Source organism: Stenotrophomonas sp. YJH_SMC_135, from assembly GCF_059372355.1.
Genome location: NZ_JCAFVN010000003.1, coordinates 530,837 through 546,099, shown reverse-complemented (window position 1 = coordinate 546,099; position 15,263 = coordinate 530,837). Strand labels below are relative to the sequence as shown.

Genomic DNA, 15,263 nt, shown 5'->3' with positions numbered 1-15,263 from the left:
AGAGCATTCCATGCCCTCCCATTCCGATTCCCGCCGCCTGTCGGGTATGTCGTCTTCCTTCGTTTCCTTCCGCCGCCATCCGCTGGCCCTGGCCTGTGCCGGCCTGGCCCTGGTCGGCAGCTTTGGTGCCGCCGCGCAGGACAGCGCGCCGACCCCGACGGGCCTGGACACGATCACCGTGACCGCCGAGCACCGCGAGCAGAACCTGCAGGAAGTGCCGGTCTCGGTGGGCGTGGTGCAGGGCGAGCGCATGCGCGACTTCACCGCCGGCGGCGACGACACCCTGCTGGCGCTGTCCGGCCGCGTGCCGAGCCTGTATGCGGAAACCACCACCGGCCGCATCTTCCCGCGCTTCTATATCCGCGGCCTGGGCAACATCGACTTCTACCTGGGTGCCTCGCAGCCGGTGTCGATCATCCAGGACGATGTGGTGCTGGAGCACGTGGTGCTGAAGTCCAACCCGGTCTATGACGTGGACCAGGTGGAAGTGCTGCGCGGCCCGCAGGGCTCGCTGTTCGGCCGCAACACCACCGCCGGCATCATCAAGTTCGACACGCTGAAGCCGACCCAGGACTACACCGGCCGCGTCAGCGCCAGCTATGCGACCTACAACAGCGTGTCGATCGACGGCGGCTTTGGCGGCCCGATCAACGACATCGCCTCGTTCCGCGTGTCGGCGCTGTACCAGCACCGCGACGACTACGTCGACAACACCTACAGGGGCCCGAGCGCTGACGGCACGGTCAGCCCGAAGAAGAACGCCATGGGCGGCTTCGATGACCGCAACGTGCGCGCGCAGCTGCTGCTGACCCCGAGCGACCAGTTCTCGATCCTGGCCTCGGCCCACGCCCGTGATTACGAAGGCACTTCGACCCTGTTCCTGCGTGGTGCGCTGACCAAGGGCTCGAACAAGACCGACGTGCCGCGCGACCAGGTCGCCTACGACGAAGCCGACAACAACCCGCAGGCCTACAAGACCTACGGCGGCTCGGTGAAGGCACGCTACGACTTCGGCGCGATCGACTTCACCTCGATCACCGCCTACGAAACCACCTCCGGCTACAGCCGTGGCGACACCGACGGCGGCGCGGCGGTGAACTTCCCGGTGAACGGTGTGCCGAACGGCTACGGCCAGTCGATGGGCCGCATCCGCGACCTGGACCAGTGGACCCAGGAATTCCGCCTGGCCAGCCATGACGACAGCGCCCTGCAGTGGCAGGCCGGTGCGTTCTACTTCAACGGCAGCGACACCACCGACTTCTACCAGCGTGCGTGGTTCCTGCAGGGCGCGGCCCGCAACCCGAACAACTGGGTGCGACTGCGCAACAAGAACACCTCGTGGGCCGGTTTCGGCCAGCTGAGCTACGCCTTCACCGACAAGTTCACCGTCACGGCCGGCCTGCGCCAGACCAAGGACGAGAAGCACACCCGCCTGCTGAAGACCGCTGACACCGCCGCCGGCGTGGTGACCTACAAGGGCCGCACCGACGTCAAGATGTCCGACACCACCCCGAGCTGGGATCTGAGCGCGATGTACCAGATCACGCCGGACGTGAGCGTCTATGCGAAGGTCGCACGCGGCTTCCGCGGCCCGACCATCCAGGGCCGTTCGGCGGTGTTCAATGCCGACTTCACCACCGCCGATTCCGAGACCATCCTGTCCTGGGAAGCCGGCGTGAAGAGCAGCCTGTGGGACAATCGCCTGCGCCTGAACGCCACCGCGTTCACCTACACCGTCAATGACATCCAGCTCAACGGCAACGATTCGGACGGCAACGGCGTGCTGTTCAATGCCGACAAGGCCAAGGCCTACGGTTTCGAAGCGGACATGGAGCTGCGCCCGATCCCGAACCTGACCCTGAGCGCCGGCGTCAGCCTGCTGCACAGCGAGATCAAGGACAAGCGCGTCTACGCGCAGGTCTGCGGCCTCAACGGCAAGGTGGTGTGCACGGTGAATGACCCGACCATCAAGGTCGGCGCCAACACCTTCGCGCAGATCGACGGCAACCCGCTGCCGAACGCGCCGAAGTACAACGTCAACCTGGCCGCCCGCTACGACTTCCCGGTCAGCGACGCGGGCACCATGTTCGTGTCCACCGACTGGAACAAGCAGGGCTACACCAGCTTCGTGCTGTACGACAGCAAGGAGTTCAACTCCAAGGGTGATTTCGAGGGCGGCCTGAAGATCGGCTACTCGGGCAACTACGGTGCCTATGAAGTGGCGCTGTTCGCGCGCAACATCACCAACGAGAAGAACCTCAAGGGTGTGATCGAGAACTACATGGCCGCGGTCTACAACGAACCGCGCACCGTCGGTGTCTCGTTGAACATGAACTGGTAAGGCGTTGCCGCGAGGGTGGGCGGTCCCACCCTCGCACTGCTGGAGTGCGCAGGGCGGCCCGGTGATCCGGGTCGCCCTTCTTGTTGCGTTCGACGGCGGCGGGAATGCAATCCGGCGCCGCGCCCGGTGCTTCAGCGTGCCGGCAGCAGCGCCTGCAGCCGCGCTTCCAGCTCTTGCTGGCGCCAGCCGGCCAGTGCGGCCGGCCACTGGCGGCGTTCCAGATAGCTTTCCAGGTGCTTGCGTGAGGCCAATACGCCATCCGGCAGGCCCAGTTCGCGGCTGCGCTCGGCAACCGCGTCCTGCAGCTTCTTCAGTGCCTGCTTGTTGCTGTCGTTGGCCGGCAGCGCCAGCGGTGCTTCGGCCTCATCGGCCAGCGGCGTATCCAGCGCCTGCCACACAGCGCCCGCGAGCTTGCGCGGTGCCTTCGGGAACTGTTCGAACAGCTTGCCCAGTGCGGCGGCATCGGCCGGTGGCGTGCGTGCCAGCGTGGCGGCCAGTTCGTTGTCCAGGATCCAGCTGCGCGGGCGGTCGCTGCTGCGTGCCTGCACATCGCGCCAGCGCAGCAGACGCAGCAGCCGATGCTGTGCGGCCGTGTCGAGGAACTGCGCCGAGCGCATCGCCAGGTGCGGCCAACGGTCTTCGTCGTTGGCGACGCTGGCCAGCAGGCGCTCGCCGTCGTCGTGCAGCCACTGCTGGCGGCCCAGCGCCTCCAACCTGGCATCGATGGCGTCATGCAGCGCGAACAGGTGCTCGACATCGTCGGCGGCGTACTGCAGCTGCGACTCGGACAACGGGCGGCGCATCCAGTCCGAACGGGTTTCGCCCTTGGCCAGCGCCACGCCGGTGATTTCCGCGACCAGCTTCTGGTAGCCCATACCGCCACCGATGCCGGCCAGCGAGGCGCCGATCTGGGTGTCGAACAGCGGACGTGGCAACACGCCGCAGGCCCACTTGAAGGCGACCAGGTCTTCGCTGGCGCTGTGCATCACCTTGACGATCGATTCATCGGCCAGCCACGGCGCCAGCGCCTCGGTCATGCCGGGAATCAGGGGGTCGATCAGCAGGATGTCCTGCCCGACCGCCATCTGCACCAGGGCCAACTGCGGCCAGAAGGTGCGTTCACGGATGAATTCGGTGTCCAGGCCGATGCGGGCCGGACGCTGCTGGAAGTACGGATCCAGCTCGGCGGGGGTGGTGATCCAGATTGCCACGGGTCAGGGCCTACTACTCGGGTTTGCTCAGGCAGGGGAGAATAGCCTAACGTCGGTCCGCATCCGTGCCGAAGGAGATCCTGCTTGCGTTTTCCGCTGTCGTCCGTGCTGTGCACCGCCCTGGCCCTGGCCGGCTGCACGCCGTCGCCCTCGGCGACACCGGAGCCGGGACCGGCTGCTGGCGAAGACGCACGGCCGCAGCAAGGCATGCAGGCGGACGCGACGCCGGAGGCGGCGCAGGGCAGCGTCACCATCGCCGGTGAGGATGCCGCCGAGGATGTGCAGCGGTGGACGCCACCGCGGGTCGATCGGCAGGGGCGCAGCCTGGCCCAGCTGCGTCGCGCGGCCGAGAAGGCGTTCGCCGAAGGGCGCCTGTACGAGGACGCCGACGCGGCGGTTCCGCTGTGGCTGGCGGTGCAGGAAGAAGACCCGGATGACCGCCAGGCCCGCAACGGCCTGCAGCGCGCCCGCCAGCGCCTTCAGCAGCAGGCCGATGCCCTGCTGGTCCGGCCGCTGCAGCAGCGCGAGGCGCTGGCCGAGGCCAGCCGCCAGGCACTGGTGCTGCTGACCCTGGCGCCGAAGGATGAGAAGGTGCGCGCGCTGCAGGGACGGGTGGAGCTCGCCCAGCGCGTGGTGGCCTACAACCGTGCCGGCGAGGAAGACCTGCGTTCGGGGCGGATCGGTGAGGACGGTGACGGAGCGATCGGCAACTTCCGTGAAGCGCTGGCCCTGGATGAACACAACAGCCGGGCACGGCAGGGCCTGGCGGCGGCCGAGAGTGGCCTGATCCGCCGTGCCGAGGACGCGGCGCGGGTGCGTGACTTTGCCAGCGCCGGCACCTGGCTGGCCGAAGCCAGCAAGGTCCGTGACTCATCACCGGCCATTGCCGATGCCTTCGAACGTATCGAACAGATCCGCGCGGCGGCACTGCTGCAGCTGCGCGATGATGGCCTTCGCGAACTGGCGACGCCACAGGGCCTGAAGCCGGCGCGCGAGAAGCTGGCCGAGGCCCTGCGCATCGCCTTGCCAGGGGATGCGGTGGTGGCCCAGTTGCGCGAACGCATCGACCTGGCCACCCATTACGGCAGCTTCCGTCCCGGGCAGGTGTTCAGCGACGCCATGCGCGATGGCGGGCGCGGCCCGCAGATGATCGTGGTGCCGCATGGTGGCTTCCAGATGGGCGCGGGTGATGCCGAGCCCGGTGCCAGCGATGCCGAGCGGCCCTCGCATTATGTGCGCTTCGACCGCGGGTTTGCGATGGCGATCACCGAGATCACGGTCAGTGATTTCGAGCGCTATGTGAAGTCGACCAATGCGCGGCCGCGTGCGACCCGGCGCGGCCACTCGGTGGTCTATGACGAGCGCAGCGGCAATTTCATCCGCCGCAGCGGTGTGGACTGGCGTTCCGATTACGATGGCGCGCGCGCACTGGGCAATTCGCCGGTGATGCATGTGAGCGTGCGTGATGCCGAAAACTACGCGGCGTGGCTGTCCGAGCAGACAGGACGCAGCTACCGGCTGCCGAGCGAGGCCGAATTCGAGTACGCGCTGCGTGCCGGCAGCAGTGGCCGTTATCCGTGGGGCGACGCCGGCACGCCGCCGCCCGGCGCTGGCAACTTCACCGGCAGCAAGGATGTCTCGCCCTCGGGGCGGCACTGGCACAACGCCTTCGTCGGCTATGGCGATGGCTGGTGGGGGCCCGCGCCGGTGGCCAGTTTCCAGGCCAATGCCTTCGGCCTGCACGACATGGCCGGCAATCTCAGCGAGTGGGTGGCCGACTGCTGGCATGCCAGCTACCGGCGTGCGCCGTCCGATGGTGTCGCCTGGTTCAACCCGGGCTGCCGGTCGCGGGTGATCCGGGGCGGCAACTGGGCCAATGCGCCCGAGCAGACCCGTGCGGCCTGGCGGCAATCGCAGGACTCGGACACCACCAACGCGCGCATCGGCTTCCGTCTGGTGCGGGGCATCTGAGCATCGGGCTTCACCCGCTGCTGGCGTCCGCGCACTAAGATTGCGCCGTGCCCGCCGGCCGGCGGGGCCTGCTGGAAGACACCGATGCGCAACGATCCCTTTTCCCGCTCGCCGCAAGGCCCGCAGCGGCGCGGCCTGTTCGGCAACATCCGCTGGTGGGTGCTGCTGCTGGCAGCGGGCTATGCGGTGTTCTACTGGTTCTCCAATCGCACGGTCGATCCCTACACTGGCGAGAAGGTGATGATCGACAGCAGCCTGGATGCGCGCCAGGAGACCGCGCTCGGGCTGCAGGCCTACCAGCAGATCCTGTCGCAGGAACGGCCGATGGATCCGAATGCGCCGATCGCGCGTGATGTGCGCGACATCGCCCAGCGCCTGATCGCCAAGGTGGACGTGGTGGAGACCGCGCTGGCACAGGAGCACGGCGTGCAGCCGGCGCATTTCGCGCGGGATTTCCAGTGGGAAGTGAATGTGATCCCGTCCGAGCAGGCCAATGCGTTCTGCCTGCCGGGTGGCAAGATGGCGGTCTACACCGGCCTGGTGCCGGTGGCGCGTACGCGTGACGCGATGGCGGTGGTGATGGGCCATGAGATCGCCCATGCGCTTCTACGCCATGGTGCACAGCGGATGGCGCAGCAGAAACTGACCCAGATCGGGCAGATGGCTGGTGCCGCCAGCGGCATGGATGCGCAGCAGCAACAGATGATGATGTCGGCGATGGGCTACGGCTACCTGCTGCCCTATGCGCGCAGCCACGAGACGCAGGCCGATGAAGTGGGGCTGATGCTGGCCGCAGCGGCCTGCTTCGATCCCCGCGAGGCGGTGCCGCTGTGGCAGCGCATGGGCCAGGCCAGTGGCGGCCAGGCGCCGCCGGAGTTCGCCTCCACCCACCCGAACCCGGGTACCCGCATCCAGAACCTGCAGGCGCTGATGCCGAAGGCACTCGAGTACCGGCAGAAGTTCTGCGAGCAGGCAAAGTAGGGGGAGGGGCGGCAGGGCTTGCAGCCCTGCACCCGCGGTAGGTAGTGCCAGCCGCTGGCCGGCAGCAGCAACAGCAGAAGTGGGTTTCCTGAGGGATGGCGGGGTGGGTCCGGTTGCGGGAGACGCCGTAATCCCTTCCATGGGGGCTTGGCCGCGGCATCCATGCCGCGGACACCCCCGCAACCGGACCCACCCTGCCTTCGACAGTTTGCTGCGGTCTGTGGGAAATGCTCTTGGGGTCAGATCCGTTTTCCGTAGGAAAACGGATCTGACCCCGAATTGATTCGATATCTGACAGGATCTACCGTGTCGACCAAGCTCGACACCTACCAACAGTCATCGGAATCTGTCAGAGGTGGGGCGGTGTGGCTGTGCAGGACCGTTGGCGCCATCGAGCCCCCAGGGGTGAGGGCGCTTTGCTTGCGAAGCACTGCTTCGCAAGCGCCCGAACGCACAGCCGCCAGCGGCTGGGCCGGACCGCGCAGCGGGGTTTACGGCGTGTCCTGCACAGCCACACCGCCCCGCCATCCCGCGGAATGCCAGCTTTGGCTGTTGCTTCGGTTGTTGCTTGAACGCTTCGGCAGGTGCAGGGCGCAGCCCTGCCGAACACCCCTTACTTGACCTGTACGTCGATCACGCCGTCGCCGACGCGGGCCTGCAGGGCGTCACCGGACTGTACCTGATCAAGCTTTCGCACCAGCGTACCGTCATCGCTGCGGGTCAGGATGCTGTAGCCACGCGCCACGGTCGCCAGCGGGCTGACCGCTTCCAGTGAACGCGCCAGTCCGCGCAGTCGCAGTGCATCGCGCTCCAGCAGGCGCTGCATCGCGGCCTGCGGCCGCCCGCGCAGGGCAGCCAGGCGGCGCTGCATCGCATCGAGCTGGCGCTGCGGATGGTGCCCGCGCAGCACTGCCGCCGCATGACGCAGGCGCGCGGCGCGGCGCTCCTGCTGCTGATTGAACGCCGCATGCAGGCGCCAGCCCAGGTCCAGCTGGCGTCGGCGCAACAAGTCCAGCCGCGCCTGCGGGCTCTGGGCGTTCAGGCGCAGCAGGGCGCGGTCGGCGCGCTGCATCGCCTGCTGCATCGCATGCCGTTGCAGCTGCACCATGCGCGCGGCCGTGCGGCGCAGGCGCAGTGCCAGTTCGCGCTGGTCGGGTACCAGCAGTTCAGCTGCCACCGAAGGCGTCGGTGCACGCAGGTCGGCGGCGAAGTCGCTGAGGCTGAAGTCGGTTTCGTGGCCGACCGCCGAAACCACTGGGGTGTGGCTGGCGGCGATCGCACGGGCCAGGGCTTCGTCATTGAAGGCCCACAGGTCTTCCAGCGAACCGCCGCCGCGGGTCAGCAGGATCACGTCGTAGCGACCACTGGCATCGGCCGCCTGCAGCAGGCGGGTGATCTGCGCGGCGGCGCTGCTGCCCTGCACCAGGGTCGGCAGCAGGTCGACTTCCAGCAGCGGGAAACGGCGGCCGAGCACGCTCAGCACATCGCGCACGGCGGCGCCGGTCGGCGAGGTGATCACTGCCAGACGTTGTACATGCGCCGGCAGTGGCCGTTTGCGCGCCGGGTCGAACAGGCCCTCGGCCTCCAGCCGTGCCTTCAGTTCCTCGAAGGCGCGGCGCAGTGCGCCTTCGCCCGCCTCCTCCATGTGGTCCAGCACCATCTGGTACTCGCCACGGGCGTCGTACAGGGTCACCTTGCCGCGCACCAGCACGCGCATGCCTTCGCGCGGCACGAACTTCAGGTACTGCGCCTTCATCCGGAACATTGCGGCACGCAGCTGCGCACGCGCGTCCTTCAGGGTGAAATACAGGTGACCGGAGGCAGGACGCGCCACGCTGCCCAGTTCGGCCTCGACCCAGATCGCCGGGAAACTGCCTTCCAGCAGGTCGCGGGCCAGGGTGTTGAGCTGGCTGGGGGTGAAAATGTCGTTGTTGCGTGGCTGCATGGGAACGGCGTGCTGCGGGTGGAGCGGGGGCTCAGGATCGCACGTCAGCGCGCCGTGTGCTGGCCCAGCGCCCACTGCACGTGTTCACGCACCAGCGGCGAGGGATCATCGACGCGGGTCTGCAACGCGGCCAATGCTTCGGCCGAGGACGGTGCGTTGCCCAGTGCCACGGCGATGTTGCGCAGCCAGCGCTCGTGCCCGCTGCGGCGGATCGGGCTGCCCTCGGTGCGGCGCAGGAACTCGGCCTCGTCCCAGGCGAACAGCTGGTCCAGGCGCGCGGTATCGAGGTTGTTGCGCGCGCGGAAATCGGCTTCGTCGGTGCGCTTGGCGAACTTGTTCCAGGGGCAGACCAGCTGGCAGTCGTCGCAGCCGTAGATGCGGTTGCCGATCAACGGACGCATGTCTTCGGGAATGGCGCCGTCGTGCTCGATGGTCAGGTAGGAAATGCAGCGCCGCGCGTCCAGCCGCTGCGGGCCGGTGATGGCCTGGGTCGGGCAGACATCGATGCAACGCGTGCAGGTGCCGCAGTGCGCCGTGGCCGGCGTGTCGATCGGCAACGGGATGTCGATGTAGATCTCGCCGATGAAGAACCATGAACCGCCATGGCGGTCGATCAGGCAGGTGTGCTTGCCGATCCAGCCGAGGCCGGCGTTGCGCGCCAGTGCGCGTTCCAGCACGGGGGCGGAATCGACGAACACGCGGTAGCCCAGTGGCGCTACTTCATCGTTGATCTGCGTCGCCAGCTTCTGCAGGCGGTTGCGCATCAGCTTGTGATAGTCGCGGCCCAGCGCGTAGCGCGCCACGTAGGCGCGGCCCGGGTCGGCCAGGGTCGCCCAGGCTTCGGTGTCGTCCTTGTGGCTGTAGTCCATGCCCACTGAAATCACGCGCACGGTGCCGGGCAGCAGCTCGGCCGGTCGCGCGCGCAAGGTGCCGTGGCGCGCCATCCAGTCCATCGTGCCGTACAGGCCCTGGCCCAGCCAGTCGGCCAGGTGCGCTTCATCCTCGCCCAGTTCGATACCAGCGATGCCGCAGCGCTGGAAGCCATGCGCACGCGCCAGTTCGCGGATGCGCTGCACGGCCTGGACCGGATCGACAGGGGTGGGGGCGGGGGACATGTGCACCAGTATAAAATCCCTGCATGGCCAACCTTGCCGATCTGTTCGATTCCGCTGCCGCGCGTGCGCTTGATGCGCAGGCCTCGGCGTTGGCCGCCGACGGCGGCTGGGGCCTGATGGCGCAGGCCGGCCAGGCCGCCTGGCAGTGCCTGCTGCAGCATTGGCCGCAGGCGCGGCGGATCGGCGTGGTGGTCGGCGCTGGCAACAATGGGGGCGATGGCCATGTGCTGGCCCGTCACGCGCTGCAGGCCGGGCGCGAGGTGACAGTGATCGCCCTGCCGGGCAGGCCGCCCTCGACCGCGCTGGCACAGCGTGCAGCATCTGAATTCAGGTCCGGCGGCGGCACCATCACCGATTTCGACGGCATGCTGCCCGAGGCCGACGTCTGGGTTGATGCCCTGTTCGGGCTGGGCTTTGATCGCGCGCCGGAGGGTACCGCGCAGGCGTTGATTACCGCGCTCAACGCGCAGACTGCGCCGTTGCTGGCGCTGGATGTTCCCAGTGGCGTCGATGCCGACCGTGGGGCGGTGCCGGGCGTAGCAGTGCGCGCTGCACTGACCCTGCAGTTCATCGTGGCGCATCGCGGGCTGTATTCCGGCGATGCGCTGGATCATTGCGGGCACAAGGTCCTGGCGCCCCTGCTGTTGCCCGCGGCGGCCTGGCAAGGCGTGGTACCCGCTGCGGAGCACTGGACGCAGGTGAGGTTGCGGGCCCTGTTGCCACCGCGCCGCGCCAATACCCACAAGGGCGAATCCGGGCACGTGCTGTGCGTCGGCGGCAACCATGGCAGCGGCGGTGCCATCGCGATGGCGGCCGAAGCCGCCTTGCGCGCGGGTGCGGGGCTGTTGAGCCTGGGCACCCGCCGCGACCACGTCGGTCCACTGCTGGCCCGGTTGCCCGAGGCCATGACCCATGCACTGGAAGATGGCGATGTGCTGCCGGCGCTGCTGGACAAGGCGAAGGTGGTGGCGATCGGGCCCGGTCTGGGCCAGGACGAATGGGCACGCGCCTTGTTTGCGCGGGTGCTGGCCAGCAACAAGCCATTGGTGGTCGATGCTGACGCCCTGAACCTGCTGGCGCAGGATCCGCGCGCGTTGCCCGATGCCATTCTCACACCGCACCCGGGCGAGGCCGCGCGCCTGCTCGGCTGCAGCACGGCTGAAATCCAGGCCGACCGCTACACCTGTGCGCACATGCTGGCCGAGCGCTTCCATGCCGTGGTGGTGCTGAAGGGCGCTGGCAGCATCGTGGCAGCGCCTGGGCAAACGCCCCGGTTGATCGCTGCCGGTAACCCAGGGATGGCCGTGGGAGGCATGGGCGACCTGCTCACCGGCATCATCGCCAGCCTGCGCGCGCAGGGCCTTGCGGCCTTCGATGCCGCGGCCGCGGGCGCGCTGCTGCATGCGCTGGCGGGCGATGCAGCTGCCGCCGATGGCGCGCGCGGCCTGCTTCCTACTGATCTGCTGGCGCCGCTGCGGCGACTGGCCAACCCGGACCTCTCCCCATGACCGAATTCTTCCTTGCCGACAGCGACGCCACCGAACTGCTCGGGCAGTGGCTGGCGGCCACCCGGCCGCCGCAGGCGCTGATCGAACTGCGCGGCGACCTGGGTGCCGGCAAGTCCACCACGGCCCGCGCGCTGCTGCGCGCGCTGGGCGTGCAGGGCGCGATCCGCAGCCCCACCTACACCCTGGTCGAGCGCTATCCGCTGGCCAGTGGCGGCGAGGCGTGGCACCTGGACCTGTATCGCATCGGCCAGGCCGGTGAGCTGGATTTCCTCGGCCTGGACGAGGGCAGCGCGGTGCTGTGGCTGGTCGAATGGCCGGAACGGGGCGCCGGCGCGCTGCCGCCGACCGACCTGGTGGTGGCGCTGGAGATCGAGGGGCAGGGACGACGCGTCCGTCTCACTGGGGCCAGCGACGTAGGACATGAATGGCTGGAACGGTTGCCGCAAGGGGGCGACTTGCAGGCCATTTCTGTCGGCTGACGAGAACAAAGACCGGCAGGTTACGGATTATTAAGGAAAAAGGTGTTGCATTCCGTTCAGCGCGGTGATTGAATCCTGAGCCATGCGCCCGGGGAACCGTCTCATCGCCATCTGTGCCGCCGTCGGACTGGGTCTGGCGAGCGTCAGTACGTGGGCGGGTGAAGTCCGACAGGTCCTGCTGAACACCGGCGCTACCGGCACCCGTGCCGAGATCTCGCTGGTCGGCAGTGGCGGCTACAAGACCCTGTCGCTGGCCGGCCCGAACCGCCTGGTGGTCGATTTCCCCGACTCCAGCGCCATACGCAACCTGAAGATGCCGGCCGCGCAGGGCGTGGTCACGGCGGTGCGTACCGGACAGCCGGTCCCGGGCACGTTCCGCGTCGTTTTCGACCTCGCCGAATCGGTGGCGCCGTTCCGCCCGCAGATGCAGCGCGAGGGCAATGAATCCAAGCTGGTGATCGAATGGCCGGGCGATGGCCCGGCCGTGGCCAGCAGCCGCCCGGCGGCGACGCCAGCCGTGCAGCCGCAGGCGCCCGCGGCGGGAGCTGCACCTGTACCGACTCCGGCCGAGAGCGCGCAGTCGCGCACCGATGCCGCGCGTGCCACGGCCCTGCTGACCGCACAGGTACAGCAGCAGGCCAGCGCCACTGCCGCCGCACCGGCCACGCCGACCCCGGCACCGACCACCGCGCCGGCCCAGGTTGCTGCGGCCGGTGTCACCGCCAGCAGCACGCCGTCGTCTTCGCCGGCCGCGATCCTCGCCGGCCAGCGCACCGCAGCGGTGGTGACCACGCCGCCGGCCACCGTGCCTACACCGGCACCGACGCCGGTGGAACCGCCGCGTCCTGTCATGCCCAGCGATGCGTCGCGTATCCGCATGCAGGCCGGCATGCGCCACCTGGTGGTGGCGATCGATCCCGGACACGGCGGCCAGGACCCGGGTGCGATCGGCCCGACCGGCAAGCGCGAGAAGGATGTCACTCTGGCAGTGGCGCGCGAGCTGGCCCGCCAGGTCAACGCCACGCCAGGCCTGAAGGCCTACCTGACGCGCGACAGCGACGTGTTCATTCCGCTGCCGATGCGTGCGCAGAAGGCGCGTGCGAACAAGGCGGACATCTTCATCTCGATCCATGCCGACGCGGCCGAAAACCGCTCGGCCACGGGCTCATCGGTCTACGTGCTGTCGACCAAGGGCGCCTCTTCGCAGCGCGCCCGCTGGCTGGCGGACAAGGAAAACGCGGCCGACCTGGTCGGTGGCGTGCGCCTGCAGCAGACCGAAGGCACCCTGGCCAACGTGCTGCTGGACCTGGCGCAGAGCGGCTACATGAAGGCGTCCGAAGACGCGGCCGGCCACGTGCTGGGCGGCCTGAAGCGGATCGGCAACAACCACAAGCCGAACATCGAGCGCGCCAACTTCGCGGTGCTGCGCACCTCGGACATGCCGGCGATGCTGGTGGAAACCGCGTTCATCTCCAATCCGGATGAAGAACGCCGCCTGATGGACCCGGCGTACCAGCGCAAGATCGCTGGCGCCGTGCTGGACGGCGTGCACACCTTCTTCAGCCGCCAGCCGCCGCCGGGGACGTTGTATGCGGCCCGCGCCCAGGCCGAGATCGACGCGGCCGGCACCATGGCCGGCGGCAGCAAGTAAGCCGCCGAAGGCGGGTTGCTGCTTTCCGTAGAGTCGAGCCGCGCTCGACTGGGCCTTGTCGGTAGCCCGCAGTCGAGCATGGCTCGACTCTATCCTCGGCAGCTCCGCTATCATCGACCCATGAAGTCTGCTGCCCATCACCTCCCATGAGCGCGCCCGGTCCGCGCCCGATCCGGCCGTTGCCGGAGATCCTCATCAACCAGATCGCCGCTGGCGAAGTGGTCGAACGGCCCGCGTCGGTGGTCAAGGAACTGGTCGAGAACGCGATCGATGCCGGCGCCAGCCGTGTCGACATCGATCTGGAAGAAGGCGGTGTACGCCTGATCCGCATTCGCGACAATGGCAGCGGCATCGCACCGGAGCAGCTGCCCCTGGCGGTATCGCGCCACGCCACCAGCAAGATCGCCGACCTGGACGATCTGGAATCGGTGGCAACGCTGGGGTTCCGCGGTGAAGCGCTGCCTTCGATCGCCTCGGTCAGCCGCTTCACCCTGGCCTCGCGCCGCGCGCATGACGAGCACGGTTCGGCGTTGCAGATCGAAGGCGGCAAGATCGGCGAGGTGACCCCGCGCGCGCACGCGCCGGGCACCACGGTGGAAGTGCGCGAGCTGTTCTACAACGTGCCGGCGCGGCGCAAGTTCCTGCGCGCCGAGCGCACCGAACTGGGTCATATCGAAGAGTGGCTGCGTTCGCTGGCGCTGGCACGGCCGGATGTCGAGCTGCGCGTGTCGCACAACGGCAAGGCCTCGCGGCGCTACAAGCCGGGCGATCTGTATTCCGATGCGCGCCTTGCCGAAACGCTGGGCGAGGATTTCGCCAACCAGGCCGTGCGCGTGGACCACAGCGGTGCCGGCCTGCGCCTGCATGGCTGGATCGCGCAGCCGCATTATTCGCGCGCGAGCGCCGACCAGCAGTACCTGTACGTCAACGGTCGCTCGGTGCGTGACCGCAGCGTCGCCCACGCAGTGAAGATGGCCTACGGCGATGTGCTGTACCACGGCCGCCAGCCCGCCTATGTGCTGTTCCTGGAACTGGATCCGACCCGCGTCGACGTCAACGTGCACCCTGCCAAGCACGAAGTGCGCTTCCGTGATTCGCGGCTGGTCCATGATTTCGTCTACCGCACGCTGAAGGATGCGCTGGCCGATACCCGCGCCGGCATGTCGGCGCAGGAGATCGGTGCCGGTGCTGCGCAGCCGGTGGATGCCACGGCCGTGCCGATGGCATCGAGCGCAGGCGCGTCGGGATTCGGGCTGGTGCGTGGGCCCGCGCCGGGTGCCGGCTCGGGAGGTGGTGGTGGCGGATTCTCCGGATGGCGCCCGCAGCAGCCGCTGGGCCTGCAGGTGGCCGATGCACCGGCTGCCTATGCCGCGCTGTATGCCGCACCGGCCGGCGCCGAGCGCGGTGCTGCGCTGCCGCCGATGCCGACCGAGAACGGACTGCCGGTCACCAGTGCCGACGCAGGCGTGCCTCCGCTGGGCTATGCGATCGCGCAGCTGCATGGCATCTACATCCTGGCCGAGAACGCCGAAGGCCTGATCGTGGTCGACATGCATGCGGCCCACGAACGCATCGGCTACGAGCGCCTGAAGAACGCGCACGATGGCATCGGCCTGCAGTCGCAGCCGTTGCTGGTGCCGATCACGCTGGCAGTGGGCGAGCGCGAGGCCGACACCGCCGAAAGCGAAGCCGAAACCCTGGCGGCGCTCGGCTTCGAGGTGACCCGTGCCGGCCCCGGTTCGCTGCACGTGCGCAGCATTCCGGCATTGTTGGCGCATGCCGAACCGGAAGGGCTGCTGCGCGACGTGCTGACCGACCTGCGCGAGCATGGCCAGAGCCGCCGCGTGGCCAGTGCACGCGACGAACTGCTGTCGACCATGGCCTGCCACGGCGCGGTGCGTGCCAACCGGCGCTTGACCCTGCCGGAAATGAACGCGCTGCTGCGCGACATGGAAATCACCGAACGGTCCGGCCAGTGCAACCACGGCCGACCGACCTGGGCCCGTTTTTCGCTGGCGGAGATCGACCGCTGGTTCCTGCGCGGACGTTGAGGGGAGCATC

10 protein-coding genes are annotated in these 15,263 nt (G+C 68.6%); 7 read left to right on the top strand and 3 right to left on the bottom strand.

Annotated elements, in window-relative coordinates; genetic code table 11:
* Positions 1-10: 10 nt before the first annotated feature.
* Positions 11-2,341, top strand: a complete 2,331-nt coding sequence (locus AC5P98_RS13505; RefSeq protein ID WP_049419229.1) for a TonB-dependent receptor — start codon at positions 11-13, stop codon at positions 2,339-2,341.
* A 131-nt stretch (positions 2,342-2,472) separates the two neighbouring features.
* Here the strand turns inward: AC5P98_RS13505 and rnd are convergent, their stop codons facing one another.
* Positions 2,473-3,552 (bottom strand): ribonuclease D, encoded by a 1,080-nt coding sequence (gene rnd / locus AC5P98_RS13500; RefSeq protein WP_049408323.1) that lies wholly within the window; start codon positions 3,550-3,552, stop codon positions 2,473-2,475.
* 84 nt (positions 3,553-3,636) lie between these two features.
* On the opposite strand from rnd, the gene AC5P98_RS13495 reads away from it, so the two are divergent.
* Positions 3,637-5,523 (top strand): formylglycine-generating enzyme family protein, encoded by a 1,887-nt coding sequence (locus AC5P98_RS13495; protein ID WP_014647818.1) that lies wholly within the window; start codon positions 3,637-3,639, stop codon positions 5,521-5,523.
* 84 nt (positions 5,524-5,607) lie between these two features.
* Positions 5,608-6,504, top strand: coding sequence for a M48 family metallopeptidase (locus AC5P98_RS13490; RefSeq protein WP_005417787.1), 897 nt, complete (start codon positions 5,608-5,610; stop codon positions 6,502-6,504).
* Positions 6,505-7,117: 613 nt separating this feature from the next.
* On the opposite strand, the gene xseA is transcribed toward AC5P98_RS13490, so the two are convergent.
* Both xseA and queG read right to left on the bottom strand, forming a co-directional pair.
* Positions 7,118-8,449 carry an exodeoxyribonuclease VII large subunit gene (xseA, locus tag AC5P98_RS13485; protein WP_495230063.1) on the bottom strand — a complete coding sequence of 444 codons (1,332 nt, stop codon included), beginning with the start codon at positions 8,447-8,449 and terminating at the stop codon, positions 7,118-7,120.
* A 44-nt stretch (positions 8,450-8,493) separates the two neighbouring features.
* Positions 8,494-9,564 (bottom strand): tRNA epoxyqueuosine(34) reductase QueG, encoded by a 1,071-nt coding sequence (gene queG / locus AC5P98_RS13480; RefSeq protein WP_032956157.1) that lies wholly within the window; start codon positions 9,562-9,564, stop codon positions 8,494-8,496.
* Between the two features lie 23 nt (positions 9,565-9,587).
* Between queG and AC5P98_RS13475 the strand changes: the two genes are divergently transcribed.
* The 4 genes from AC5P98_RS13475 to mutL all read left to right on the top strand — a co-directional run bounded on the left by AC5P98_RS13475 (position 9,588) and on the right by mutL (position 15,253).
* A complete protein-coding gene (locus AC5P98_RS13475; protein WP_049405930.1) occupies positions 9,588-11,072 on the top strand; it encodes an NAD(P)H-hydrate dehydratase in 1,485 nt (494 codons plus the stop codon).
* Entirely contained in the window at positions 11,069-11,551 is a 483-nt protein-coding gene (tsaE, locus tag AC5P98_RS13470; protein WP_049405932.1) for a tRNA (adenosine(37)-N6)-threonylcarbamoyltransferase complex ATPase subunit type 1 TsaE, read from the top strand. Before AC5P98_RS13475 ends, tsaE begins: the two co-directional genes overlap by 4 nt.
* Positions 11,552-11,633: 82 nt before the next feature.
* Positions 11,634-13,202, top strand: a complete 1,569-nt coding sequence (locus AC5P98_RS13465) for an N-acetylmuramoyl-L-alanine amidase (RefSeq protein ID WP_032956153.1) — start codon at positions 11,634-11,636, stop codon at positions 13,200-13,202.
* 146 nt (positions 13,203-13,348) lie between these two features.
* The gene (gene mutL, locus AC5P98_RS13460) at positions 13,349-15,253 is read left to right on the top strand and encodes a DNA mismatch repair endonuclease MutL (RefSeq protein ID WP_049405935.1); all 1,905 of its coding nucleotides are present in this window, start codon (positions 13,349-13,351) and stop codon (positions 15,251-15,253) included.
* The last annotated feature ends 10 nt before the right edge of the window (positions 15,254-15,263 follow it).